23 protein-coding genes and 1 riboswitch are annotated in these 25,743 nt (G+C 39.9%); of the genes, 9 read left to right on the plus strand and 14 right to left on the minus strand.

The window, feature by feature from the left end; all coding sequences use genetic code 11:
- Positions 1-19: 19 nt before the first annotated feature.
- The 7 genes from ABTV71_RS02550 to ABTV71_RS02580 form a co-directional block, all read right to left on the minus strand.
- Entirely contained in the window at positions 20-4,864 is a 4,845-nt protein-coding gene (locus tag ABTV71_RS02550) for a DNA repair ATPase (RefSeq protein ID WP_433902186.1), read from the minus strand.
- 20 nt (positions 4,865-4,884) lie between these two features.
- Entirely contained in the window at positions 4,885-6,318 is a 1,434-nt protein-coding gene (locus ABTV71_RS02555) for a serine hydrolase domain-containing protein (protein ID WP_433902187.1), read from the minus strand.
- Positions 6,319-6,398: 80 nt separating this feature from the next.
- Complete coding sequence (locus tag ABTV71_RS02560) at positions 6,399-8,513, minus strand: flotillin family protein (protein ID WP_433902188.1); 2,115 nt, start codon at positions 8,511-8,513, stop codon at positions 6,399-6,401.
- A gap of 88 nt (positions 8,514-8,601) precedes the next feature.
- Positions 8,602-9,324 (minus strand): hypothetical protein, encoded by a 723-nt coding sequence (locus ABTV71_RS02565; RefSeq protein ID WP_433902189.1) that lies wholly within the window; start codon positions 9,322-9,324, stop codon positions 8,602-8,604.
- Positions 9,325-9,335: 11 nt separating this feature from the next.
- On the minus strand, positions 9,336-9,530 hold the full coding sequence (locus ABTV71_RS02570) for a DUF4177 domain-containing protein (RefSeq protein ID WP_183078687.1): 195 nt from the start codon (positions 9,528-9,530) through the stop codon (positions 9,336-9,338).
- Positions 9,517-10,224: a PspA/IM30 family protein gene (locus ABTV71_RS02575; RefSeq protein WP_433902190.1), complete on the minus strand. Its 708-nt coding sequence runs from the start codon at positions 10,222-10,224 to the stop codon at positions 9,517-9,519. Before ABTV71_RS02575 ends, ABTV71_RS02570 begins: the two co-directional genes overlap by 14 nt.
- A gap of 4 nt (positions 10,225-10,228) precedes the next feature.
- Positions 10,229-10,618, minus strand: a complete 390-nt coding sequence (locus ABTV71_RS02580; RefSeq protein ID WP_121124436.1) for a YbjN domain-containing protein — start codon at positions 10,616-10,618, stop codon at positions 10,229-10,231.
- Between the two features lie 91 nt (positions 10,619-10,709).
- Here ABTV71_RS02580 and ABTV71_RS02585 point away from each other — a divergent pair, with 91 nt between their 5' ends.
- The 3 genes from ABTV71_RS02585 (at position 10,710) to ABTV71_RS02595 (ending at position 12,454) form a co-directional block, all read left to right on the plus strand.
- Positions 10,710-11,369 (plus strand): helix-turn-helix domain-containing protein, encoded by a 660-nt coding sequence (locus ABTV71_RS02585; protein WP_433902191.1) that lies wholly within the window; start codon positions 10,710-10,712, stop codon positions 11,367-11,369.
- Between the two features lie 59 nt (positions 11,370-11,428).
- Positions 11,429-11,770, plus strand: a complete 342-nt coding sequence (locus ABTV71_RS02590) for a hypothetical protein (RefSeq protein WP_147430385.1) — start codon at positions 11,429-11,431, stop codon at positions 11,768-11,770.
- A gap of 285 nt (positions 11,771-12,055) precedes the next feature.
- On the plus strand, positions 12,056-12,454 hold the full coding sequence (locus ABTV71_RS02595; RefSeq protein ID WP_146191128.1) for a hypothetical protein: 399 nt from the start codon (positions 12,056-12,058) through the stop codon (positions 12,452-12,454).
- 63 nt (positions 12,455-12,517) lie between these two features.
- On the opposite strand, the gene ABTV71_RS02600 is transcribed toward ABTV71_RS02595, so the two are convergent.
- Positions 12,518-12,913: a single-stranded DNA-binding protein gene (locus ABTV71_RS02600; RefSeq protein WP_121124439.1), complete on the minus strand. Its 396-nt coding sequence runs from the start codon at positions 12,911-12,913 to the stop codon at positions 12,518-12,520.
- 182 nt (positions 12,914-13,095) lie between these two features.
- Between ABTV71_RS02600 and ABTV71_RS02605 the strand changes: the two genes are divergently transcribed.
- Positions 13,096-13,455, plus strand: a complete 360-nt coding sequence (locus ABTV71_RS02605; RefSeq protein WP_121124440.1) for a hypothetical protein — start codon at positions 13,096-13,098, stop codon at positions 13,453-13,455.
- A 139-nt stretch (positions 13,456-13,594) separates the two neighbouring features.
- Here the strand turns inward: ABTV71_RS02605 and ABTV71_RS02610 are convergent, their stop codons facing one another.
- Positions 13,595-14,182, minus strand: a complete 588-nt coding sequence (locus ABTV71_RS02610; RefSeq protein ID WP_433902192.1) for a helix-turn-helix domain-containing protein — start codon at positions 14,180-14,182, stop codon at positions 13,595-13,597.
- Between the two features lie 420 nt (positions 14,183-14,602).
- Here ABTV71_RS02610 and ABTV71_RS02615 point away from each other — a divergent pair, with 420 nt between their 5' ends.
- Complete coding sequence (locus ABTV71_RS02615; protein WP_121124442.1) at positions 14,603-15,109, plus strand: tetratricopeptide repeat protein; 507 nt, start codon at positions 14,603-14,605, stop codon at positions 15,107-15,109.
- A gap of 91 nt (positions 15,110-15,200) precedes the next feature.
- On the opposite strand, the gene metE is transcribed toward ABTV71_RS02615, so the two are convergent.
- The 3 genes from metE to ABTV71_RS02630 form a co-directional block, all read right to left on the minus strand.
- Positions 15,201-17,513: a 5-methyltetrahydropteroyltriglutamate--homocysteine S-methyltransferase gene (gene metE / locus ABTV71_RS02620; protein WP_433902193.1), complete on the minus strand. Its 2,313-nt coding sequence runs from the start codon at positions 17,511-17,513 to the stop codon at positions 15,201-15,203.
- Positions 17,514-17,588: 75 nt separating this feature from the next.
- Positions 17,589-17,692: riboswitch (SAM riboswitch) on the minus strand.
- Between the two features lie 152 nt (positions 17,693-17,844).
- Entirely contained in the window at positions 17,845-18,534 is a 690-nt protein-coding gene (locus tag ABTV71_RS02625) for a response regulator transcription factor (protein ID WP_108636230.1), read from the minus strand.
- Between the two features lie 54 nt (positions 18,535-18,588).
- On the minus strand, positions 18,589-20,418 hold the full coding sequence (locus tag ABTV71_RS02630; protein ID WP_433902194.1) for a sensor histidine kinase: 1,830 nt from the start codon (positions 20,416-20,418) through the stop codon (positions 18,589-18,591).
- Positions 20,419-20,635: 217 nt separating this feature from the next.
- On the opposite strand from ABTV71_RS02630, the gene ABTV71_RS02635 reads away from it, so the two are divergent.
- Positions 20,636-20,959, plus strand: a complete 324-nt coding sequence (locus ABTV71_RS02635; RefSeq protein ID WP_433902195.1) for a hypothetical protein — start codon at positions 20,636-20,638, stop codon at positions 20,957-20,959.
- A gap of 57 nt (positions 20,960-21,016) precedes the next feature.
- Here the strand turns inward: ABTV71_RS02635 and pyk are convergent, their stop codons facing one another.
- Positions 21,017-22,444, minus strand: coding sequence for a pyruvate kinase (gene pyk, locus ABTV71_RS02640; RefSeq protein WP_121124446.1), 1,428 nt, complete (start codon positions 22,442-22,444; stop codon positions 21,017-21,019).
- Positions 22,445-22,580: 136 nt separating this feature from the next.
- Positions 22,581-23,075 (minus strand): IPExxxVDY family protein, encoded by a 495-nt coding sequence (locus ABTV71_RS02645; protein ID WP_241254902.1) that lies wholly within the window; start codon positions 23,073-23,075, stop codon positions 22,581-22,583.
- 287 nt (positions 23,076-23,362) lie between these two features.
- On the opposite strand from ABTV71_RS02645, the gene ABTV71_RS02650 reads away from it, so the two are divergent.
- The 3 genes from ABTV71_RS02650 (at position 23,363) to rnc (ending at position 25,705) form a co-directional block, all read left to right on the plus strand.
- A complete protein-coding gene (locus ABTV71_RS02650) occupies positions 23,363-23,599 on the plus strand; it encodes an acyl carrier protein (RefSeq protein WP_028070665.1) in 237 nt (78 codons plus the stop codon).
- Positions 23,600-23,626: 27 nt separating this feature from the next.
- The gene (fabF, locus tag ABTV71_RS02655; RefSeq protein WP_121124448.1) at positions 23,627-24,880 is read left to right on the plus strand and encodes a beta-ketoacyl-ACP synthase II; all 1,254 of its coding nucleotides are present in this window, start codon (positions 23,627-23,629) and stop codon (positions 24,878-24,880) included.
- A gap of 84 nt (positions 24,881-24,964) precedes the next feature.
- A complete protein-coding gene (rnc, locus tag ABTV71_RS02660; protein WP_121124449.1) occupies positions 24,965-25,705 on the plus strand; it encodes a ribonuclease III in 741 nt (246 codons plus the stop codon).
- Positions 25,706-25,743: the final 38 nt, after the last annotated feature.

The raw sequence follows: 25,743 nt of genomic DNA on the forward strand, positions 1-25,743 counted from the left end.
GGAATAGCAGTAAAAAGTTTTAATTCCTATACTCCCGAATTGCCTGAATAATACCTTCCAGATTTTCATTGAAGTCCAGTAGCTGACCGAATACTTTATCGTCTTTGGCCAGTCCACCATGTTTATTGTTCTTGCGGAAGATTTCCTTGATCGTTTCCCAACGTTCCTGTTCAACAGGATTTAACAGCTCGGCAAGCTCTTTTAGTTTTAAGAGGTTACTTTCAGTATCCGCTGTCAGTGTCTGCGATTCGCTCTCATAGTGCGCGAGAAGAACCTGATCAATTTCCTGCTCATTCATCATCGGTACCACCTGCGCCACCAGCTTGCTCATATTCCGATAGGATCCCTGCATTTTGAATGGCGGTTCGGTACGGTAATTATCCTGCATCGCTGCACTCTGAATATAATTCTGATTGACCTTGATCACGACATTTCTGATTTTCAGTACATGTCGCAGCACCGCGATAAAGTCATCAATATCCTGTTTCAGGTAGTTGCCCTCTAAATCGGGCAGTTGATCCATAACAGACTGCGCATAATTGACCAGGGCATAAAAGTCATTAAACGATTTGCTTGCAATCTTTTCGAGGTAACTGTTTTCAATCGCCGCATTTTCGATCAAACTGAGGTTGAATAATGCTTCGGTATCACCGATCACATCGCCGAGATTGTACACATCGGCCCGGTTGGCAAGCATGTCGGGGATCTGAAACTTAGAGCCGCTCTCTGTATATGGGTTTCCGGCCATCACGATGCAGAAGCGCTTGCCACGGAGGTCATAGGTCTTGCTCTCGCCCTCAAAAATACCATCAATCTTACGTTGACCATCGGCAAGGGAAATGAACTTTTGTAAAAACTCCGGATTTAAGTGCTGGATATCGTCCAGATACAGCATGACATTGTCGGCCATCTCAAATGCGAGATTGATCTTTTTGAGTTCTTCCCGTTCTCCGGATGTTTTCGCTTCAATCGGGTCAATGGATGTAATCGAATGACCAATGGTCGGGCCATTGATTTTGACGAAATGTAAGCCCATCGTTTTGGCAAGATATTCCATTAAGGTGGTCTTACCGTAACCCGGAGGCGAGATTAATAGAAGCATTCCCATACGGGCCGTACGCTTGTTGTCGCCTGCGGCTCCCAGCTGTTTGGCGAGGTTGTTTCCGATCAATGGGAAGTAAACTTCATTGATCAGCTTATTACGGACAAAGGAAGTCAGTACTTTGGGCTCAAACTCACCGATCTTTAGTTCTTTGGCATAGGACTTCGCAAGCTGTTCCTTCAATGTGGAGAATGCCACAAAACGGGGTACATTATAATCAGCGAATTGCGCCAGACGTGCTAAAAATTCGTGATATTGGATATACTCCTCTCCATTGTTCAGGATTGGATGGTTGCCTTTTAATCCGCTGATATGTGCCTGGTCTTTTGCGATGATCAGGTGATACGCATGGGTCGGATAAAGCAACATGATGGCTGCTTCCTCAATATATTTGCGTAGCGTAAGATATTCCGGATGCTCGTCTACAAAGGAATTGAGCCAGTTCAAAGTCAGGTAAAAACGATCTGCCAGGCTAAATTGCTCATTCTGAATATCCGCTTCAAATAGCTTGTAACTTTTCTTGGATTCCAGCAATCGAATAAAAGCCTTTTTCAGTTCATCGGATTGTTCACTGACGACAAAGGTATTGTAGCATGTAAACGTATGAAAAAGGTAAGTCGCGAGGTCACGGCCATGAATGGTGGAGCGATCCAAATGTGTCTCCCATGCATTGAATAACTTGGTCAGTTCATCAATGACAGACTGGTAACGATTTGAATTTGGAAACGTTTTTAATATCGTGTAAGTCGAGTGTATCAGTGCCAGCTGCTTTGCCCGTTGATCATCCGAAAGAGATTGCCAAAATAACTGAGCCATCGTACGCAATAGGGGATCAAAGCGAAGCAGATCCAATTTAGTATCCAACTGTTTGACCGTATCATAGATCAACAGTGCATCCACATTGTGAACTCCCTTGACATAGCCTTCCGAATAACTTTGCTCCACAGTCTGTGTGATAAATGAGGAGGCATCAAAATCTTGTTGTCCTTTCGAAGCAAGGAATGCTTTGTAGGCGAGGTATTCTGCACGATAGACTTCCTTATTTTCAGAGACAAGTTCCTGATCCCAGATGTCCTTAAAACTGTTGATTTCCTCGGTCTGCACCTTTTGATAGAAACTTGTCCCAGTCAGGTGGAAATACAGTTCATCATTTCTGCGCAGCAAGGTAAGGCTGAGGGATTGACTATTGACCGCAAACTTATGCTTGCCCAATGCAATGATATTTTCGCCATCTACAAAGAGATCATTTTTATCGCGTAAAACCCGTAAGGCATCTTCCTGTGATTTCTTTAACAGATTTTCAAGGTTTTCTGCTTTTGAGACATCCTGCAGTGTTTTTAGCTCCTGTACCAACTGTCTGATCTTGTCGATCATCAGATCCGAGGCAAAGAAGCTGAGGATCTCTTCCCGTGTTGCAAATGTCTTGGATTTGTTCTCAATGTTCTTTAATACACGAAGACCGATCTGTTCGAGCGAGGACGTACGCTTGTTGATCTGTTCAACAATTTGTTCCCTGCGAGAATTAAAAGCCTTGATAACCTCATCACGTTTGTCCGCGATCTTTAAAGCAAAATCTTCAAATTCAGAAAATTTACTTTCAAGTTCCTCCAGTTGAACGATGACTTTTGTGTAATATTCGTCGACCTTTTCGGTTGTCGTTGACAGTTCGAGGTAGTTGGTTACGGATTGCTCCAACAGGGTTAGCTGTGCTGAGAATTCCGCTATCGCTTCTGTACTTTTTAATGAATTGAGTTTTCGCGTAAGCTGTGCGCGAACCTCATTTAATGAGGAGAAAATAACCGAAATCTTCTCAATGATTTTGGTTGTCTGTGTGGAGTCGTCAATTTTTAGACTATTGAGGATATCAATCAATAGTTCCAGTTCGCTTGAAATGGCTGAATTGGCTTCCTCGATTGCTTTGGCATCATAGACCTTCACGATGGCCTCCACATTTTTCTTCTGCTGTTCCACCTTTTGTTCGTAAGGAAGCAGGGCTTCATCGCGTAGGAGGAAAGCAATGGTTTTTTCAGCCAGTTCGGAGGTGATACGCTGCAGTTTTTCCAATAGACTATCTATCCTGACCGTATCAATATATTTTATATTTTTAAGGTCGATGATTTCACCCTGAATACGGCGAGCATCGGCCAATTGATGGACGAGCTGATCGAGTTTGTCCACAACGGTACTATTGATGGTGAACGTGAGTTCTTCCATCTTCTTTTCTGCTGCTAGATTTAATTCTGCGGCATGTTTGCGTTGTGCCTGTACTTTGACAAACTCATCGATAGCGGTATTGGCGACTTCCTTGATCTGTGTTAATGGCTGGCCAAGATTTGATAAGGCGTCATCTTTGATCCAGAAATAAGAATCCAATAAAACCGTGGACTTTTTGAGGATATCTTCGTATAAACCTTCGTAGCTGTCCTCTTTGTTGATCAGCTGTATAACCTCCTGCGCCTCGGCCATCGCCTGCACGATCTGTTTATTGCCTACTTTATAAAGGGGATCATCTTTCTTCTGCTCATTTTCTTTGAGCATGGCCATATAAGGTGTTTCCCAGATCTGCACCTGATGGTGTCTGGTCGCTTCCGCCTCGGTACGGAAATAAATTAGGCTACCATCTTTAAACAAGGTAAATCCGTTGCAGATAATCGGGGTCTCAACATGCTGCTGAATGATGTTATAGGACAGTAGGATATAGGTATTGGTTTCCTCCTGACAGAATATATACAGAAAATCTTCACCATTGGGGGAGGCAATCCTGCGTAGGAATGATACTTGTTCAAACTGGGCATCAAAAACCTTATGTGTGCCATTTTGTAAGTAGTATCCATTGGAAAAAATAATCCCTTGATTGTCCGGTAACAATATTGCTGATTCATTCAGTGATTTTAGATTGACGACTTCCTTTGTCCGCTGGTTGTAGACGAAGGCCCTGAAATCTTCCTGGTACGGCTTGATACGTACCGCAATAAGGTTTCCGAGATCCGCGTAGTAATAATCGGCATCGTCCAATTGTTGGTCGGCATTGATGACTTTTTCGGAATAGATCCCTTTGCCGCTGTCTGTATTGTTTTCGATCTTGAAGGTGATATCGCCATGGATCGCCTCAATAAAGATCTTATCCATGATGGATATATGGGGATACTTTCCGAGCCGACGGTCTTCGAGCGTGGTTTTCGTCCAGTCAAATTCAAATTGATTAGGCAATTTGACTTCGTGGATGCTGCGGTCATCCTGATACTGGAGCTTACCATCTTTGATTAGCCATTTGAATGCTTTGAGGTCAGCGGGATTTTTGCTGGTCTGAAAGATCATGTACAAATAGTTCTCTGTCCTACGAAATTTGGAGAATATGGAGTCCCTATAGTATTTGTATAGGTTTTGATAATCTGAGATGAAATTTTGATCGTTGATCAGGTCGAGGGACTGCGGAATAAATTGATTGTTCTCAAATGCATAAACACTGAAAACATCTTCCAGCTTGATCTCGGTACGCAGTCCAAAATGCACGTTATATCCAAAAATACATTGATTATCCAAGGCCAGAATGCCGCGGGCAACACAGTTGTTTTCTGTGGTGATCCGTTGATTGGCTTTGAGGACAAAGCTCGTTGAATTGAAGACTTCTTTACGGGCTTCATTCAACTGTTGGAGCTTGGTCGCTAGTTCTTCTTTCTGTGTAAGAAGTCGTTTTCGGATAATTTCATATGCACCTTGGTCAAGGCTGTCGTTCTGATTTATTACGTTTTCTTCTGGCATAAGTTCCGCTAGTTCTTGACTTATTTAACTTTATTGAATTTTAATTCCTGACCATTTTGATACAGCGTCAGCGCTGTGATCTGATCATTTTCTTTGCTGAATTTCAGCTCGGCTTGCACAGCCGTATAAAATAACTCTAATTCGTTTTTCGGATAGACTTCGATGGCTGACTGTCCCGATAACTGGGCAAATAGACTACCATTATCATCAGCTGTAATTTTGAACTTCAATTCAGGTTGTTTTGTGTATTCATATGTTCCTAAAAGCTGTTTGATCTGAAACTCCACAAGTATGATCGCTCCCGTTAATTTTTCACGGTCAATAACTGGAGCTTTTCTTTTTTGAAGAACTGCATTAACAGCGGATGTCAACGGATATACATCGATCGTATTCCACTTGTTTATTAAAGCGATGAAATATTTTTGTTCTTTAAAATCTCGAATGTTGATCGTTTTATAGCCTGGATATCCCCCTGTGTGAAAATGCATCTTGCTTTCACTGTTGGTACTGTCGGTAAAGAGCCAGCCAAAACCATAGTACAAACCTGCCATTTTAATGGATTTGCCATTATTGAGCGTATCGACAGAGATGGCCTTCATGAAATTTTGACGCGTTAATAGTGTATTGTTTTGGATAGCCTGATTCCATTTGAAGAGATCTTGAGCCGTACTACTTATTCCATAGGGGCCACTTCCGCCATCAAAATAGGTTAGATAGCTAAATGCGGGAAAGTCATCAACACTTTTGAAGCTCCTGGTCTTCGCATCATAGGCCATTCCTTTTGCGTAGTTTTTCAGGTCAGCATTGGGTGAACGCGCCGAAAATACAGACGTGTTTTTCATTCCCGCGGGTTTGAATATATGCTGCTGCATATAGGAAGCAAAAGATTGCCCAGATACTTTTTCTACAATCAGAGCCAGGAGCAGGTAGTTTGTATTCGAATAAGTGTATTGATCACCTGGCTTAAAGGAGGTGCTGTCAATCTTTGTCTCAATTATTTTGAGAAAGTCCTGATTTGTATTTATTTTTTTCTTATCGATCCATTGCGGATCCCAAGCCAAAAATTCAGGTATTCCCGAGGTATGACGCAATAGATTTTTGATACGGACATTTTTGAATTTTATATGCGGGAAATATGTGGTAATATCATCCGCATAGGAGAGCTTGCCCTGTTCTTCCAATTGCATAATGGCCATCGCCGTAAACTGCTTGCTGACTGAAGCGAGTTCAAAACGACTGTTGTTAGTTATCTTTTTTCCCTTCTCTGCGGTTTCGAAACCCATATATTTTTCAAAAACAACTTTACCACTGTCGACTACCAAGAATGCCCCACTCAATTCACCGTCTTGATTCAAGGACTGGAATAGTGAATCCAATCGTTGCTGAACCGTCTGGGCCGTTAGAGACAGGGTGTTTAAGCACAGGAAAACAGAAAAAAGGATAAAACGTATCATGTGATTGCTTTGGTTTTTAAGATATTATCTTGAGCCTGTTAAGATTTGAATCTTTCCAAGGCTCAAGATAATGGATGTGGTTACAGCTTTTTATTGGAAATGCCTAAGTTTTTTGCCAATCCAAACAGGGAATTGATAAAACCTGCATCTTCACCGTTCTCGGCATCTGTGGCTGCCTGCTGTAATTTGATCAAGGCTGCAGAAACTGTTAAGTTCTTGATATCATTGGATGAGATCCCATATTTATCTGCGAGTCCGCGTACTTTTTCGGCGAGATCACCTTTCCCGTCCGGGCCCAATAGTGAATTCTTAATATCAGTCGCATGTTTAGAATTGTCGATCAGCTGGTCAAAACCTTTGGCGTTGGACACCTGACGTACAATGTTTTCGAAGAACATGGTTTCACCGCCGACAATGTCAATCTTCGCTGTTTTAAGTGCTTCGGACAATACCCCAGCCTGTGCTTGGGCAATATCTTTTTGGATGTTGATCTGTGCAAGTTCGATGTCACGTTCTTTCTGTAACTGTAATTTGAACTCCTCGTGGTCTTTACCCACACCATCCAGTTTTTTCATGGCCTCGGCTTTCTCTTCGATACCTTTTGCCTCCGCAAGTGTTTTTTCACGAACAACTTCTGCCTGTGCTAAACCTTCTTTGCGCATGGCCTCGGCTTTTTTCTCGATCACAGTGGCCTGTACAGTACCTTGCTTTTCTTCGGCTTCGGCTTTTGCAACCATTACTTCGGCTTCCGATAAACCTATTGCGGCTTCTTCTTTCGCCTGCGCTTCAGCTATGATCTTACGGCTTTCAGCCTCTTTGAGGGACGCTTCTTTTTTCGCTTCGGCGTCTATTAATAATTCCTGTGCACGTTTTTCAGCGATCTTACGTGCTGCTTCAGCGTCGATTACTTTTTTCTCAGCTTCTTGTTCTGCCGCAATTTTCGCTGCTTCAGCGGCTTTAACTGTAGAAATTAATTTCTCTTCGGCTTCTTGTGATGCTGCGATAACGCCCGCTTGTTTCTTCCGTTCTACTTCGCGGAATACTTCAATATCTTTGACTCCTTGTTGTTCCTCGATAACACCTTTTTCCAATTGGACGCGTTCTTTGATCACCCCCTGGATACTTTTCTTTTCTGTCTCAATCGAACGTTCTTTGTCAATCTGAGCCAAAGTGACTATACGCTCACGTTCGGTTTGTTCCAACGCGCGGTCTTTTTCCACACGTTCTGCTTCCACAGCATCAGTACGCTGCTTGTTCTTCTCGGCAATGATTATCTGACGTAGTTTATTTTCTTCCTGTACGGCCAGTTGCTCTTCGGTCGAAATGCGGACGCTTTCATATTTCAAACGCTCTTCTTCACGTACCTTTGCGATCTCTGCTTCTTCACGGGCTTTGATATTATCAATTTCACGCTTTTGCTTTTCTTCTTTTTCAGCAAGCTGACGATCCAATTCTAAAATCGCTTCGCGAGCTTCGACGTTTTGCTTTTTGATCAATTTCTCTTCGTCTCGACGGATAAAGTTGGCATTAATATTTTGTTTTGCTGTCAGTTCAGTGATTTTCTTGATACCTTCACTATCCAGGATATTGCTGGGATTCAAATGTTCGATATCTGTCTGCTCCAGATAGTCAATTGCACAGTCATCAAGGATATAACCGTTTAGGTCTGTGCCAATGATGTCGAGGATTTCATCGCGAAACTCACGACGGGCTTCATACAATTCGATGAAATCAAATTTCTTACCTACAGTCTTGAGCGCTTCAGAAAATTTGGATTCAAAAATGCTCTTTAAAGTTTCGGGTTCGCTGGCACGGTCACAACCCAGATTCTGGGCAACATTGATCACATCGTCCACATTTTTGTTGACACGGACAAAGAAGGCCACCTTAATATCAGCACGGATATTGTCTTTACAGATCAGTCCTTCGCCTTGCATACGGGCAATCTCAATTTTTTTGATGGAGATGTCCATGATCTCCATCTTGTGGAAAACCGGGACCACATACATACCCTTGTTGAAGGCGACTTTTGTCCCACCAACACCTGTTCGGACAATCGCCTTTCCTTGCGGAATTTTTTTATAGAAGGCACTCAGTACAACAAAGAATGCAAAGATTAAAAAGACAGCTAAACCGACAATCAGCAATATAATTCCGTTTAAGCCGCTTAAAAATAAAAGAGGTTGATATAGCATATGATTAGTATTTATTTAGATTTTTGTATTTAGATTTTGCTTGCGCAAGCTTATGGTTGACAAGGCGATTCTGTTTTGCGCATCAATTTTAAATATTGTCTATGGTGATTTCCTTTGTGACATAATAATATTTCTTGTCCTTGGATTCGTCCACGATAATGACATCATCCCCATAACCAATCTTTTCGCCATTATGGCTCACGACATTGAGACGAATTGGATCCTGCTGGATGATAAATTCAGCAGAACCAATTTTTTTACCTTCAATGCTTGCGCGCATTTTGCCCATGCGACCAAGGAAATCATGGCTTTCTTCGCCATTGTAGCCAATATTCTTGAACATTCTTGCTAAGGGTTTTGTCAGAAAATGCATAAAGAAAAACGTAACGATGAAAACAGGAATTAGGATCAATACAGATTTTATCCCCCAGGAAGCGACATCAATAAATAATGAGGATACAATGGTGATCACCCAGCCAATAAACTTAAACATGGTTACAATAAGCATAATCGGTACTTTACCAACGTTGATATAATCCATAGCTTTCGCAAAAAAGCCCGGTTCGGAATGTGTATCGGAGTCTGTATGCTGGTGTGGGTGATCGGGCCCGTCGGCATCAATATCATGTGAGCCATCTACGTCGCTGACGTCGGGGGTAGGGTGTAAATCCACATCGGCATCCGCATCAAATAGATGTACGCCATCGCCCATAAGGAACATAAATAACCAATACACTACAGACAGGCCTGTCAGGACAGTCATGATACCATTTGATAATGGGTTGAATAAGATATTGATTAATTCTGTCATCGTGTTTTCTTTTAAATTTTTTCTCTTTTGAAGGTGTAATGAAAAGACCATGAGCTACCATTGAGTTCAAGATCCTGCATTGCGACCAATTCCCAGCCCTGATTTCCTAAGTCGTTAAGAATCTCGTCGATTTTCTCCGGATCCAATTTGGTTCCCCAGAAACCTTTGGGCTCGATTTTAACGGTTTTATACTCAAATCTCCGCATCGCCATTTAATTTTCTTTTTAATTCTTCCAGTTCTCTGTTGACGGAATCCGAACCACCAATGGATTCATTAATTTCATCTACTTTGCTTTTGTTGCCCATTGCGATCTCACCATAAGCTTTGGCGAGAGCCTCGTCCTCTTCGACCTTTTCTTTCATGCGCTCCAGCATGGAAATGGTACTGTTGGAGTCAATGTTGGCTAGTTGTCGGTTGACCATTTTAGCCGCATTGGATACTTTAACTCTTGCTTTCAAGGTTGATAATTCACTTTCCCATTTAGATATATTGAATTTAAGTATATCCACATTCTTGTGCAACTCCTCTGCAGAACTCTGATGAATTGTCGCCTGTTTTTCCAGCTCAGTGGCTTCGATCAACAATTGCTTTTTCAGTAGTAAGGCCTCTTTAGCTAGACTTTCTGCTTTTTCAGCAGAAAGTTCCCCTTTTTGAGCCTTCTGCAATAATAAAATAGCTTTGTTTTCAAATTCATTGGCTTCTTCTTTTTTCTTTTCACAGTTATTCTGTGTACGTATGGCCAAGGCCTTTACTTTTGCATACGCTTCTACCGACTGCTCCAGGTCTTCTTTCATCTCACGGATACCTTGTTCCGTCATTTTGATGGGGTCTTCCATTTTATCCACTACAGCGTGGATTTCTGCTTGACCGATTCTGAAAATTCTCTTAAAAATATTCATTATTCTATAATTTTGAAAAACTAATTAACTGATTATAATACTCGCTGATTAAAAGACTGAGCGAATTGATGGCGGCATCAAATTCATTCTGATCGAGATTATGTAGCTGCAGCGTATATCGGAATATGACTTTTCTGCCATCCTCTGTCAAAGCAAACCCGCCATGGATAATATCTCTATTTTTGATAAGTAACGATTTGAACATATCCATGTTTTCGTTGTTGATGGTAAATAAATACTGCTCGAAAATTACGACAGGCTGTGCAATCCCCACAATGAGATTGCGGATACCATCATCTTCATTTTCGATCACAAAAACACCTTCTTTTTCATCCTTATGGGTAATGTTATAACCGATATTGGCGATATAATTTTCAATTTTTGAGAAGTACATAATCAAGTTTTTTATATATTGCACATATTCTTTGCATAAAGATAGTGAATTGCAAAAATATTTTGCAAGAAAAAATTAATTTTTTTTTAAAATGAGTAACGTCGGGAATAATATTAAAAAGCTGAGAAAGGTGAAAGGATTGAGTCAGCAGGCTTTTGGAGATGTTTTTAATCTCACTAGAGGGAATATTTCATCTTACGAAGAGTTGCGTGCCGAACCAAAAATTGAGATTGTTTTGAAGATTGCAAATTATTTTGGCATTCCTGTGCAGCATCTGATTGAAAAAAATCTTTCTGTTAATGAGATTCTCAATTTTAACGATTATTTTCAGCCTGATACGCCTGCAGTAGGGGAGAAGCGATTGGCACAGGTCCCGTTGTTGGAACGTGAAGCGTTGTTAGATGCCTGTACTTATGTGTCAAAATTAAATGAACTTCCGGTAATTGAGTTTCCGCTGCAAAGCCGCAGTCGTTTTATTGCGATGGAGTATATGGATGCTATACCGGTACCGGGCGATTTCACTGTAACAGCACAGTCGATTCTGTTTTTTGAAGAAATTGACATAGAAAGCTTACATACGTTAAACAATGCCTTTGGTCTGTGTTTTTCAGCCGAGGAATTCTTTATCGGAAAATATTCCATGGCAGAAACAGAAATAAGCCTGGTGTTAAACGCCTGGAAAAAAGTTGACTTTATATTGGCCGAGAAAGGAAACTTTTGGAAATTGTACGGTAAATTTGAACGGATATAGGCTGTCAAAGCAATACCTCCGATAATCCGAAAAGCGACCGGGCTCCTGGAAAACCAACCGTGGAAAAAATTGAAACCTCAGATAAGATCGACGAGAAAGTTGGTTGTTCAACGGAAAAGGCCATGAAAGTAATCCTTGCTCTCAAAGAGGTTGAAGAAAGCAAAAGAAATCTGGATAGCTTGACTGATCACAAAGCTAATATATCGTTTATCATCGATAGTTTGAAACAGGATGGAACAGAACTGTATTCTCTTACCGTTGGGTATAATAATGAGGAGAGATTCGAACCTTATTATCATTTCTACTTGAATAAAAGTGATTGTAAGAATATTCAGATTATGGATATCGTCTCTGGGGAATATCTTTCTCTGGCAAATTGGAGAAGCCAGAATCCTGATTAATGCCATAGTTTTGTTACAATCAGAGATTGTTTTAGTCATTGATATTTTAATTTAGACGCATGGAAAAGAGAAAAACGGAAGTTTTTTAATACTTATTTGTTTTTGTGAAAAAATATATTTGGATTATAAATTAAAATAATCCAAATTTAAGTTGGTAAATAATTTTAATTTATTATAAACTTATTCGTTTCGTGAAACCATCATTCTTTATTCAGCATCTCTGAATGATGAATAAATTTGATAGCTTCATCACAATTTAAAAACAAATTTATACAAATGAAAAAAATGGTATTATCTGCAGCAATTGCTGCACTTTTCCTTGTTTCTTGTAATAATGCAGATAGCAAAAAAGTAGAAACAAAGGATACGGTCACAACGACTGATACACAAGGTGGTGTTGCCCAAACAACAACGACTGAGACAACAACGACTACTGAGGTGCCGAAGTTTAGTTCTCCGGAAGCACAGCAGCTGGCAGACGATTACACAAAATATGTGAATGAATATGTGGCTGCTGCAAAAAGCGGAGATGCAACTAAAATTCAGGAGTTAGCCGGAAAACAACAGGAGTGGGCTACAAAAACTGCTACCGCTCTTACTAAATTAACTCCGGAAGATGCGAAGTTATGGTCGGAGTATGCTCAGAAGCTAGCAGCAGAGCTAACTGCTAGTGCAGCGAAATAGTTTTTTTGATAAAAATAAAAAGCAGGGCTTTGTATAAAAGTCCTGCTTTTTTTCTGTCTTAAATTAGAATGGAAGATCTTCCTCATCCTCCTCTTGTGGTACCGGAATATCCTCGTTTGAGCGGTTTTGATCTGATAGAATCAAAAAGCTGTCAACCTTGATTTCAGTAATATATCTTTTCGCTCCATCAGCATTTTCGTAGTTACGATAGGTTAGTTTCCCTTCAACCATGAGTTTGGTCCCGCGGCTACATTTCCGTTCAATGGCATTGTTTTGCTTGCCCCATACGACGAGTGTATGCCATTGTACTTCCTCGACCCATTCTCCGGCTTTGTTTTTGAAAAGATCATTTGTGGCAAGTCGTAAAATAGTGTAATTTATCCCAGTTGAAGTGGTTTTGATGACAGGATCATTTCCTAAATGACCAATTAATTGTACTTTGTTACGTAATGTGCTCATTTTGTCTAATTTTTAAATGTTTCTAATAATTCTTATTTTAGTTACTGGCCATAACAATTGATGTGGAATGACCTTGAGCAAAGATGAAAAGGACAAAGAATAATAATCGTCTGTTTACCATTTGTATTCGACTATAGTCGGTTGTAACCGTTTGTTGTCGTTTAACTTTCATATTGTATACTATGGAAAAAGTTTGTTTGGAATGTGGGAAAAATATACGGGGAAGATCGGATAAGCGCTTTTGCGATGACTCCTGTCGAAATGCTTACAACAATAAATTGAATAGCGATCAGACCAATCTGATCCGGAATGTGAATAATATATTGCGTAAAAACCGGCGTATTTTGGCGGATGTGCTGGAAGGGGAGGAGAAGGGGATGACAAAGGTACAAGGGGAAAAATTGAAAAGACTGGGTTTTGATTTCAAATTCCACACGCATACATTTGCTAATAATAAAGGGCAAACCTATAAATTTATCTATGAGATGGGCTACCTCATGCTAGAAAATGACTGGGTATTGATTGTCCAAAAGAAGCCATGATAAGACTCAATTTACGGTTTCTTTCTTCTATTGTCTCTTTTGGAAGAAAGGGTCCTTCTGACTTATAAAATCTATTCATACAGCTGTATTTTCAGCTTGCACGGATCATGAATTTCGATTTGCGCAAGCTGACTATCAGTTAATCTTGACTTGCATCGGATCCTTTAATTCGAAAATAGTTTATCACTGTGAAAATGATAATCACGCCATAATAGCATACGGGGATTAGCAGAAAAAACCAGCTTTTAAAGATGTAATTCAAATACAAGGGCTGTCGAATATGGAAAAATTTTGCTGCCAAGAGATAGCTTATAAAGGCGCCGAGAAGTAAAAGACCTGTTGCATGTATGATGATGATCTTTTTTAGATGCTTGCTGTATTGGGCGTCTTTATTTTGCTTGGTGTAGCCCATAATGGCTGGAACCAATAAGCCCAATAGCGGGTTGACTAAGAAAGTTAGAGAAGCTAGATAAAGAGCCTTTATGCTTCCGCTTTGATTGTTGTCGATACTGATTTGATTTACATTTGGCATAATTAATTGTTCTAAAGGAATTTTTAAAATCTGGCTGATTTGTCTTAAACTGAAACCACTGATCTCTTCTGTCCCCTTTTCGATTCGTTGTACTGTTCTTAAAGATAGACCGGCTTGATTGGCGAGATCCTGTTGTGTCAGTCCTCTGAGCTTTCTAGCTTGTTTGATGAGTTGATTTACTGTTTGATTTTCCATGAAACGAAAATGACTAAAAGGTTTATGATTTTAAAAAAAACGATATGACAATAATATGCCAATGATATTGCGTATTTGTAAGTTGTTAATAGTCAAATATTTTGTAATTTGATAAATATTTTGAATCTTTGCAGCACAATAAGGTATTAATATAAAATAAAAAACGGAAGAATATGTTTGCTATACTAAAAACCCCAGCTTCGTCCTTAAAGAAGAGTCTTGGGCATATTCTCCGGAATACCGCACTCTCTTAATCTTCTTTTCTGGGCCACTTTTGGCATTTGTATATGACATCGGATTGTGATGTCTGTATTGCCACGCGATCATTTGAGATGATCTAACCGATAAAAGGAAATGGCATCTGTGTGGCTAGAGGTAGCCGCAAGAAGCTCAATACTCATGTAATGTTTTAAAAAAACGATGAATTCAGTGAATAAATATGTTCTCCAGGCCTTGGATAATTATCCATATTATCTGGAGGATACGCTAGAATCCTTATCCTATGCCTTGTCATACGATGAATCCAATACGATGGCATTGTGCCTAATGGGGCGGGTCTATGCGGAGCAGCTGTTTGATTATGAACAGGCAAAGAAATATTTTCAGGAAGCTCTCAGCCATAATGTGCATGCTTTGGAGGTGTATCCTTATTTTATACAGACCTTAATAGACATGGGCGATTACGAAGCAGCAAAGAAAACCATCAAATATGCATTGACATTGCCCGGTATGTCCCTGACAGCGATCTGGATTAAGAAGGTGTTGCTGCTTGAGAAATTAAAGAAATACAAAAAGGCTTTAAAAATCCTCAAAATGGCTAAGTTGGATAACCTGGACAGCGATCTGTCCACGGTCATAAAGTCTGTCGAAGATCGGATTAAAGGAAAACAGGAAATGATCAAGACAAGCAAAAAGCGAGGTAAATAACTGAAGGAGATGCTTGATTTCGAATAAAATGCTCAAAAAATAAGCCCAAGATGAATTCTCATCTTGGGCTTTTATCAATATAGTTTAAGAATTATTCTGCTCTTAAGATTTTTGCAGCATCAACCATTGATTCTAAAGCGGCTTTGGTTTCAGGCCAAGCACGTGTCTTCAAACCACAGTCAGGGTTAACCCAAAGTTGTTCCGCAGGAACTACTGCTTTTGCTTTGCGCAATAAGTCTACCATCTCGTCTTTGCTTGGTACACGCGGTGAGTGGATATCGTATACACCCGGACCGATATCGTTCGGGTATTTGAAATCACCGGCAAATGCATTCAATAATTTCATTTGTGAACGTGAAGTCTCGATCGTGATAACGTCAGCATCCATTGCTGCGATATCTTCGATCACATTGTTGAACTCAGAATAACACATGTGTGTGTGGATCTGCGTATCATCTTCTACATTGGATGAAGAAACACGGAATGCACGTACCGCCCAGTTCAGGTAATCTTTTTGATCTGCTTTGCGCAATGGCAAACCCTCGCGGATAGCTGGCTCATCGATCTGAATGATTTTGATACCTGCTTTTTCCAACGCTTGTACCTCATCCAGGATCGCTAATGCAATTTGGTAAGTCGTTGTTGAACGTGGTTGGTCGTTACGTACGAAAGACCATTGTAAGATGGTAACAGGGCCAGTCAACATGCCTTTAACCGGACGGTTAGTCAATGATTGCGCGTAAGAAGACCAACGTACAGTCATATCTTGTGGACGATATACATCTCCGTAGATAATTGGAGGTTTCACACAGCGTGAACCGTAAGATTGTACCCAACCGTTTTGAGTGAATGCATATCCCGCCAATTGCTCACCGAAGTATTCAACCATGTCATTACGTTCGAACTCGCCGTGAACCAATACGTCGATATCCAATTGCTCTTGAAGACGGATTGTGTTTTCGGTTTCTTCAGCAATTGCTTTATCGTATTCTTCTTGTGTGATCGCTCCTTTTTTTAGATCAGCTCTCCATTTACGCACATCTTTCGTTTGCGGAAATGAACCGATCGTTGTGGTAGGGAATGCTGGCAAGTTGAACTTCGCTTGTTGTGCTGCTTTACGGTCAGCAAAAACTGATGTACGTTTTGCATCATCATCAGTAATGTTGCTTGTGCGTTCTTTTACCTCTGGTTTGTGGATCAATGGAGAAGTACGGCGGCTTTCAGCTGCAGCTTTGTTTGCTTCAAAACGTTTTGCTGTTTCGGCGTCAACTTCACCTTCTGCTAAAACTGCAAGGTCTTTTACCTCCGCTAATTTTTGTTTAGCGAACGCTAACCAGTTTTTCACTTCAGCAGGTAATGATTGCTCATTGTGCTCATTGTCCAAATCAAAAGGGACGTGCAATAAAGAGGAAGAAGGAGCAATCCAAACGCGGTCTTTGCCTAGTGCATCAACTGCTTGTTTGATTTTAACCAATGATTTTTCGTAATCGTTTTTCCAGATGTTACGGCCTTCAACAATACCTAAAGATAATGTCAATGAAGCTGGAACTTTAGCTAAAACGGTATCCAATTGGTTTTCTCCACGTACTAAATCCAAGTGTAATGCATGGATCGGTAAGTTAACCGCGATATCTTCGTTATCTTTTAAAGCTTCGAAGTAAGTTGTCGCGATCAATTTGATGTTTTTGGCAGCAGCAGCCAATTTCTCGAACGTAGGTTGGTATAATGCTTTTACTTTTGCATCTAAATCTAAAGCCAAGAAAGGCTCGTCGATCTGAACATATTGTGCTCCAGCTTCTGCCAATTTAGACAAGATTTGCTCATATACAGGAACTAATTTATCCAATAGGTCGATACGGTCGAAACCAGCTTCTTTTTCTTTACCGATCAAAAGGTAAGTGATTGGGCCTAATAAAACAGGTTTTGTCTCAATACCCAATGATTTTGCTTCGTTGTATTCATTCAGGAATTTCTCAGAAGTCAATTTAAACTCTTGATCTTTTGTGAATTCAGGAACCATATAGTGGTAGTTGGTATCCAACCACTTGGTCATCTCCATTGCAGTCACGTCAATTCCTTCTTGCTGGAAACCGCGCGCCATTGCAAAATATAAGTCTAAGCTGTAGTTGTTGTCTACTTTATTCAACAAAGAATGATAACGAGCAGGAATAGCACCAACAGTAAGGGTTAAATCCAATACTTGATCGTAAAAAGAGAAGTCGTTGGAAGGGATCAAATCTATTCCAGCATCTTTTTGTGTTTTCCAATTGCCTTCACGAATTTTTTTTGCTGTGTCCAATAATTCCTCAACAGAAGATTTTTTAGCCCAATAGGCCTCATTGGCTTTTTTCAATTCGCGGAACGCGCCCACACGAGGGTAACCTAAATTGTTAGTCAATAACATAATAATGTTTTTAATATTTCTTTTTCAACTATATTTCTTGCTAGAGAGAAGGACACACTAGAATTCGGTGACTTCGGCTTATCATTCCCATGTCAAGTAGGGTAGAATTTAGCACCTTGTCAAGGGACAGGTTGCTAAGGCTTCATCGGGTCTATTCCCTCTGCCTTTCTCTATAAGCGACGCTAAGTTAGCACATTTTTTTTTGACATGCAAATTTTTTATAAAAGAGCATGTATTTTTTATAATCTACTAAGAATAGAAATGTTTTATTTCTTTCTTTTCATTGGAAAGCAGGGTGAAATTGTTCAGTTGAATCTCACCCGCTATGCTTTTAGCTTACCAGAAGTTTGTATCCTTTCCCGTGCACATTGACAATTTCTACCTTGTTATCTTCTTTTAGATATTTGCGAAGTTTGCTGAGAAATACATCCATACTTCTGCCGGTGAAATAATTGTCGTCATGCCATATTTTTAATAAGGCTTCTTCACGGGTCAATACATCATTCTTTTTTAAACAAAGTAAACGAAGCAACTCGGCCTCTTTTGTTGATAATTTTTGCGTTTGGCCCTTGTAGGAAATCTGCTGACTTGTATAATCAAAGAAGTAATCTCCAATTTCAAATTTGTCTGCAACCACTTCATCTTCTTTGTCTCTTACGCTACGTTTCAGAAGGGCATTAATCCGAAGCAGTAACTCCTCAACACGGAACGGCTTGGTAATATAATCATCTCCACCTAATTCAAACGCCTCAGTCTTGTCTTCCATCATCCCCTTTGCGGTGGCGAAGATGATCGGTACAGTGCTATTTGTTTTTCTGATTTCGCGGCCTACGGTAAAACCGTCTTTTTTAGGCATCATGACATCGAAAATGCATAAGTCGTAATCATTTTTTTTGAATTGGGAGATGGCTTCATCCCCGTCTATACAGAGCGTGACGTCAAATTTTCCCTTTAATTCGAGATAATCCTTTAAAAGATCCCCCAAATTGGGATCATCTTCTGCTAATAATATCTTTTGCATAATGAATCTATTAATTTTCACTAATGTTCCCTGAATATACAAAAAAGGAACGTGTTATTTTTTTATGGGCAAAATTACCTCAAAGGTTGTGCCCTTATCTTTTTCACTTTTTACAGTGATTCTTCCATTAAGTCTTCTCAATATATCCTGTACATAACTTAAGCCTAAGCCAAAGCCTTTGACATTGTGGACATTTCCGGTGGGAATACGATAAAACTGATCAAATATCTTTTGTAAATGATCCCGGCTCATCCCGATTCCATTGTCGGCAATGGTGATAACAATATTGTCGCCAATATTTTTAGAACTGATATTTACATGTAGATCTCCTTTGCTGTACTTAATTGCATTGTCCATTAAGTTGTAAAATACATTGGAGAAATGCAGTTCATCCCCGACAACAATATCCTTTGTTGCAGCGAGATCGACACTGAATTTTCCGCCAATGTTCTGCATCCGAAGCTGCATACTGTCGGTAACAGCGGCGACAAGGTCGTTGATATGAACATCTTCGCGGTCAAGTTTCAATGTTTCTTTTTCAAGTTTTGCCAAATCCAGTACCCTTTCAATATGATTTCCGAGACGAACATTCTCATCATAAATGATATTGGCCAATTTCTGTACACGTTTATGGTCTGCATTGATGTCCGGATCCTTGAGTGATTCGCTGGCGATCATAATCGTAGCCACGGGAGTTTTGAACTCATGTGTCATGTTGTTTATGAAGTCGGTTTTCATTTCAGATACTTTCTTTTGCCTGAAGATAATAATAAGCGTATACGCAAAGCATCCGACCAATAGAAATAGGAGCGCGAGCATGGGCAGTAACAAATACCCCATGTTGTCCGCAATAATCGCCTTTTTATTCGGAAAGTATATGGTCAGTTTTCCTGGTGCAGCACCGATGTCACCTTTAAAAAGAGCAGTTGAGTACTTTGTGGTATTTATAGGGCTGTTTAATTCGGCTTCATTCAGAATATTGTTCAGCAAGATGTTGCTTGTGCTCCATATTTCGATATTAAACGGCGCTTTGATCTCACGTTGTGCCAGTTCTTCTTTTAAGAGTTCCTGAACAATAATGACGTTTAGCCGGTCTTTTAGCGGTCTTTTGGCAAGCTCCATCCCAATAGCGACATCTTCGATGTAATCAGCCTTTTTACCACCGAACATGGCAACAGAGTCGTAGACGTTGAATTCATACCGGGCATTTTGCCGGGATAATTTATTTAGTTTCGTTTCGAGTTCGAAAATCTTCCGGGCTAATTTTGGATCTGATCTTGGGGGGAGGACAAATAAATCTCTTCCTATCAGTCTTTTGTAGTCGTCAAAATGGATAATCAAAAATCGAGTGCTATCATCCTTTGCTTCTATACGCGGAATAGTCTTTGTTGCTGACACAATGACGTCTTCCTGATAATACATGCTATTTGTCGGGGTTTTGATAATATTGATCTCAACGAGATCCTGATATTGTGGTCTTCTGATATAGGTTTCATAAAACCAGTTTTCAATATTGACTACATTGGGGTAAAGTGCCTTTAATTTGTCTTCTCGTATTTTATATTTTTGATAGACCTGATCTAATTTGCCACGGAGCTCTTCAATTTGAGTTTGGAGCCTAAGCTGTTCAGTTAACTGACGTTGTTTCGCTTGTTCCTGCTTGGATTTTTCGATATTACGCTCCTGTTGTACTTTCGCGAAATCCACGACCTCACGGCGTTCGAGTTTTCCCGCAACAGCCGTAAGCGCAGCATTGACAGATTCATCAAAAAGCTGTGATTTTTGACGATAGGAATCCCGCAGGAAATAGAATTGCATGGCCAATACCCCGATTAGCGCCAAAGACATTAGTCCAATGATTAATACAATGCTATTTTTCTTCATTAAATCATATTTTGAAAAGGTATAATCTCAAGCGAATCATGCACTCATTATACACTGGCTTTCTGTACCATTCTTGCCTTCCATCTTCCACTTTACTTGAATTGTTACAAATATAAAGATGCTAACTTGTTTTGACGCTGTTTTAACAATGTTTAACAGCAATTGCTTTAAATCTTGGTTATGTTGTTGTAAATTAGAAGTTAAAATAGATTATGTTATGAAAGCTTACGTATTATCATTGGCATTATCTTTTACGGTTGGAATTGCCTTTGGCCAGATCAGACCCAAAGAGCATCGGCCCTTATTGCAGGATAAACAATCCCGGATGCCAGTCCTTGGATTAGATACCACATCAGCTAAGTATAATATGCCCGTCAAGAGATCCAAAAACCTGGATAGTTTGGCCCCCATGCCGGGAACGGAAAAATTACCAAAAAGAAGGAAATCATCCGAGGATACATTACAGTTTAAATTATTGGAAGATAGTTTGAAAGTGAAAGATTTCAAATTAAAGATAGACTCCCTATACCCTAAGAAATAAAAAAAGAAGAGCATCCGTTTCAACACGGATGCTCTTCTTTTTTTTTGCTCCTATTTCTTACAGCTGAGAAACACGGATCGTATTTGTTTTACCTTTTTCGATTAACGGAGTGGACGCCGTATTGATGATGATCGATCCCGGTTGAACGTAGTTGTTTTTGACGATAAATCTATTGACATCATGGATAGAACCATCTGTACTTTCGAATTTGTCGTAAATAAATGTTTTTACGCCCCAAAGCAAGCTCAATTGTCTCAATAATGTCTTTGTACCTGTAAATACCAGGATGTCCACATTTGGTCTGTAACTTGTGATTTCAAATGCTGTTGCACCGGAAGATGTCAGCACGGCAATTGCAGAGGCATTTGTTTTTTGAGCCAGATATACTGAAGAGGCGCAAATTGCGTCTGGAATAAGCGTTCCGTCGTGTATCTCACTAACTTTCTCATTATAATAAGGATAAGAAGTTTGTTCCACGTGGATAATAATCTTACTCATTGTTTCGATCACGATTTCCGGGAATTCACCAACTGAAGTCTCACCACTTAACATCACTGCATCTGCACCGTCCAATACTGAATTGGCAACATCGTTTACTTCAGCACGAGTAGGACGAGGTGTGGTAATCATGCTTTCCAACATTTGAGTAGCGATAATTACAGGTTTTGAAAGGTCCCTACATTTTTGGACAATGATCTTTTGAAGTCCCGGTACCTCTTCCATAGGAAGTTCAACACCAAGATCTCCACGAGCGACCATGATAGCGTCAGTAGCTTCGATGATCGCATCAATGTTTTCGATCGCTTCTGGTTTCTCTATTTTGGCGATTACGCGCGCATGACTTCCTTTTTCAGCAATGATCTTTTTGCACTGCGCGATATCTTCCGCCGAACGAACGAATGACATGGCAATCCAGTCAGCACCGTGATCCAATGCGAAGTTTAAGTTATCTAAATCTTCTTCAGTCAATGAAGGGATAGATACTTTGGTGTTTGGCAGGTTGACGCCTTTACGTGAAGTAAGAACGCCTCCATGCACCACTTCACAAGTAACGGTGTCTTTATGATTGGTCTCTAAAACACGAAGTTGAAGTTTTCCGTCATCAAGTAATATGATTTCGTTTGCTTCAACATCATTTGGAAAGTTTTCGTATGTAATATAGATTCTGTTTTCATCTCCAATGAGTTCGTGTGTGGTGATTTCAACTTTTGAACCATTGACGAGAACAGCACCACCTTCTTTCATCTTTCCGATCCGAATCTTTGGACCTTGTAAGTCAGCTAAGATGGCAACATTGAATCCGGTTTCATTATTTATTGCATTTATAGTTTCGATTACCTTAAGGTGATCTGCCTGGCTGCCATGAGAGAAATTCAACCGACACACATCAACCCCTTTGGCAATCATGTTGGTCAAAACTTGTTTGTCTGCCGAAGCAGGGCCTAATGTTGCGACAATTTTAGTCCTTTTTTGAACTTTTTCCATCTGTTATTTTGTATTTTTTAATGTTCTTCATTTATGACAACAAACAGCCTGCTGTATTGTTGTCGTTTTGTCAAAACTAAATCGAATTAATTTAGATTTACAGTTAGGTGTATTTGCTACACTAACCTACAGTCTGCTAAAATATGAGATTTTCTTTAGATTTCAATATTTTTGGTGATATTTCTTTCGCTATGACTACCTCCGGTAATTTGCTGATCCTTTTGATTATATGTTCAACGTCTTCTTCGCAGATGTAATTTTTGATGATGACAAAGAAATCAAAATGGGGGTTTTCAGGGATTAAAAAGGTTCCCTCGATACTTTTATTGTTGATAAGAAAATATTCTGTGTCCGAATCGGGACTGAGGTAATGAAAAGCGGTGAAGTGGTAGCTTATTTTTTTCTTTGCGTCAAAGATGATATGATATTCAAGCTCTTCTTCAGATTTGTTTTTTGGACGGCCATCATGATCATATTTGCTCTCTTTGCCTCTGGAAAAATCCAGATTTGTCACTTTGTTGATAAAGTGACAGAGGCGGTAATCTTTCAGCGGGCAGGTGATGGCGAGTAGGGTGAAATCTAACTCTTCATCCATGTCCATGTCTAACCTTGCTACTAACTTATTGACCACTTTTTTTCTAAAATATATGTTCTTATGCTAACGAAGGTACTAATAATTTTAAGGTGGGAATATACTTTTTGTGTAAAATTTGAGTTAATTAGCTGAGCGTTTGGAATACAAAATATTTTTTGTTATACTTGAACTAAGTTAATATAGAGTGGGTTAGCTAGTATAAGACGCGAATAAGTTCGGTCGCCTAACACGGTGACTTTCATCTAAATATCAATTTAGGTTTGAATTTTGATGAAATTTATTTTTCTTTGCACAGATTTATTAAACAATTAAACTATAAAATCATGTCAGATATCGCTTCAAGAGTAAAAGCAATTATCGTTGAAAAATTAGGTGTAGACGAAAACGAAGTAACACCAGAAGCTTCATTCACTAATGATTTAGGTGCTGATTCACTTGACACTGTTGAGTTGATCATGGAGTTTGAAAAAGAATTCAACGTTGCTATTCCTGATGATCAAGCAGAGACTATCGGTACTGTTGGTCAAGCAATCGCTTATTTAGAAAAAAACGTTAACTAACTAATTTAATTAGGCTAATCGTAATAAATGGAGCTTAAAAGAGTAGTAGTAACAGGATTAGGCGCCCTTACACCAATTGGTAATACCGTCTCAGCATACTGGGAGGCATTAATAAATGGTGTAAGCGGAGCTGCTCCTATTACGCATTTTGATGCGTCAAAATTCAAAACTCAGTTTGCGTGTGAGGTAAAGGGGTTTGATCCACATGATTTTATGGATCGTAAGGAAGCTCGTAAAGTCGATCCTTTTGTACAGTATGCAATTGCGTCTACTGATGAGGCAATTAAAGATGCTGGCTTAGATTTTGAAAAATTAGATACAAATCGTATCGGAGTAATCTGGGGCTCAGGAATAGGCGGTCTGACAACTTTTACAGAAGAAGTTGCCAACTTTGCAAAAGGGGATGGAACACCACGTTTCAATCCTTTCTTTATTCCTAAGATGCTCGTTGATATTGCTCCAGGACATATTTCAATGCGCCATGGCCTTCGCGGTCCTAACTTTTCGGCAGTATCGGCCTGTGCCTCTGCCACCAACGCAATGATTGATGCTTTTAACTATATTCGTATGGGAAAAGCGGATGTGATTGTTACCGGTGGATCAGAAGCGACGGTCAATGAGGCTGGAATCGGTGGATTCAACGCAATGCATGCATTGTCAACAAGAAATGATGATCCCAAAACTGCTTCCCGTCCTTTTGATAAAGACCGAGATGGTTTTGTTTCGGGTGAAGGTTCGGGTGCCTTGATCTTAGAAAGTTTAGAGCATGCCTTAGCACGTGGTGCAAAAATCTATGCAGAGATTGCCGGAGGTGGCATGAGTGCGGATGCACATCATATCACAGCCTCGCATCCTGAAGGATTGGGCGCTAAATTGGCAATGACGATGGCTGTCAACGATGCAGAGATGGATTTTTCAGATATTGATTATATCAATGTCCATGGAACATCTACACCTGTCGGTGATATCAGTGAAACGAAGGCTATTGTTGACCTGTTTGGTGAACACGCATATAAATTGAATATCAGTTCAACAAAATCGATGACTGGACACCTATTGGGTGCTGCTGGGGCGATAGAAACAATTGCTTCAATCTTAGCTGTGCAAAATGATATTGTCCCACCGACAATCAATCACTTCACAGATGATCCGGAAATTGATAATAAACTGAATTTTACATTCAACAAAGCGCAAAAACGTATTGTTAATGCAGCGTTGAGTAACACCTTTGGATTCGGTGGACACAATGCTACCGTGATTGTAAAAAAATATAAAGCTTAATGTTTGATCCTTCAAACATGGTTTGGTAATATGAGCTAGCGACAGGTTCTTTAATTAGAACTTGTCGCCTTATTTTTAGATGAGATGCCTTTTTCAAGGATATACAAGTTATATATTTCGCCGGATCGGGAATATGTTAGAAAACTAAAAAACCTACTTGGTTTTATTCCCGGGAATGTGCATCTGTACAAGATGGCATTTAGACATAAGTCTGTTGCAATAACAATCAAAGAAGGGGCTAAAAACAGCAACGAGCGCCTGGAATTCTTGGGTGATGCTGTTTTGGGATCTGTCGTTGCCGAACTGTTGTTCAAGAAATATCCGTATAAAGACGAAGGCTTCCTCACGGAAATGCGTTCCAAAATTGTGAGTCGTGCAAACCTGAACCAACTTTCCAGAAAATTAGGATTCAATGAAATGATACAGTTCGATGCCCGAATGATCAGTTTTCCAAACAAACAAGGGTCGTTGTTGGGCGATGCATTTGAAGCGTTGATCGGTGCCGTGTATCTCGACAAAGGTTACGTATTTACAAAAAGCTTTCTCCTGAACCGTATTATTAAACCACATGTCGATATCCAATTACTGGAACAGACTGAGACTAATTTCAAAAGCCGGTTGATCGAATGGTGTCAGCATACGGGTAAAGAAATCCTATTCCAACAAACGGATAACCCGGAGGGAGAATCTTCGAAAATGTTCAGTATCGAAGCTGTTGTAGATGGGGTTGTATGTGGTCTAGGACGCGATTTTAATAAAAAATCCGCTGAAAAATTAGCTGCGGAAAAAGCCTGCGAATTCCTTAAGATTCTGGAAGTAGAATAAAGGATTTTCATTCTTTAATTTATTTAGTCCCCGCTAAA

Source organism: Sphingobacterium puteale, assembly GCF_050986225.1.
GTDB classification, from domain to species: domain Bacteria; phylum Bacteroidota; class Bacteroidia; order Sphingobacteriales; family Sphingobacteriaceae; genus Sphingobacterium; species Sphingobacterium puteale.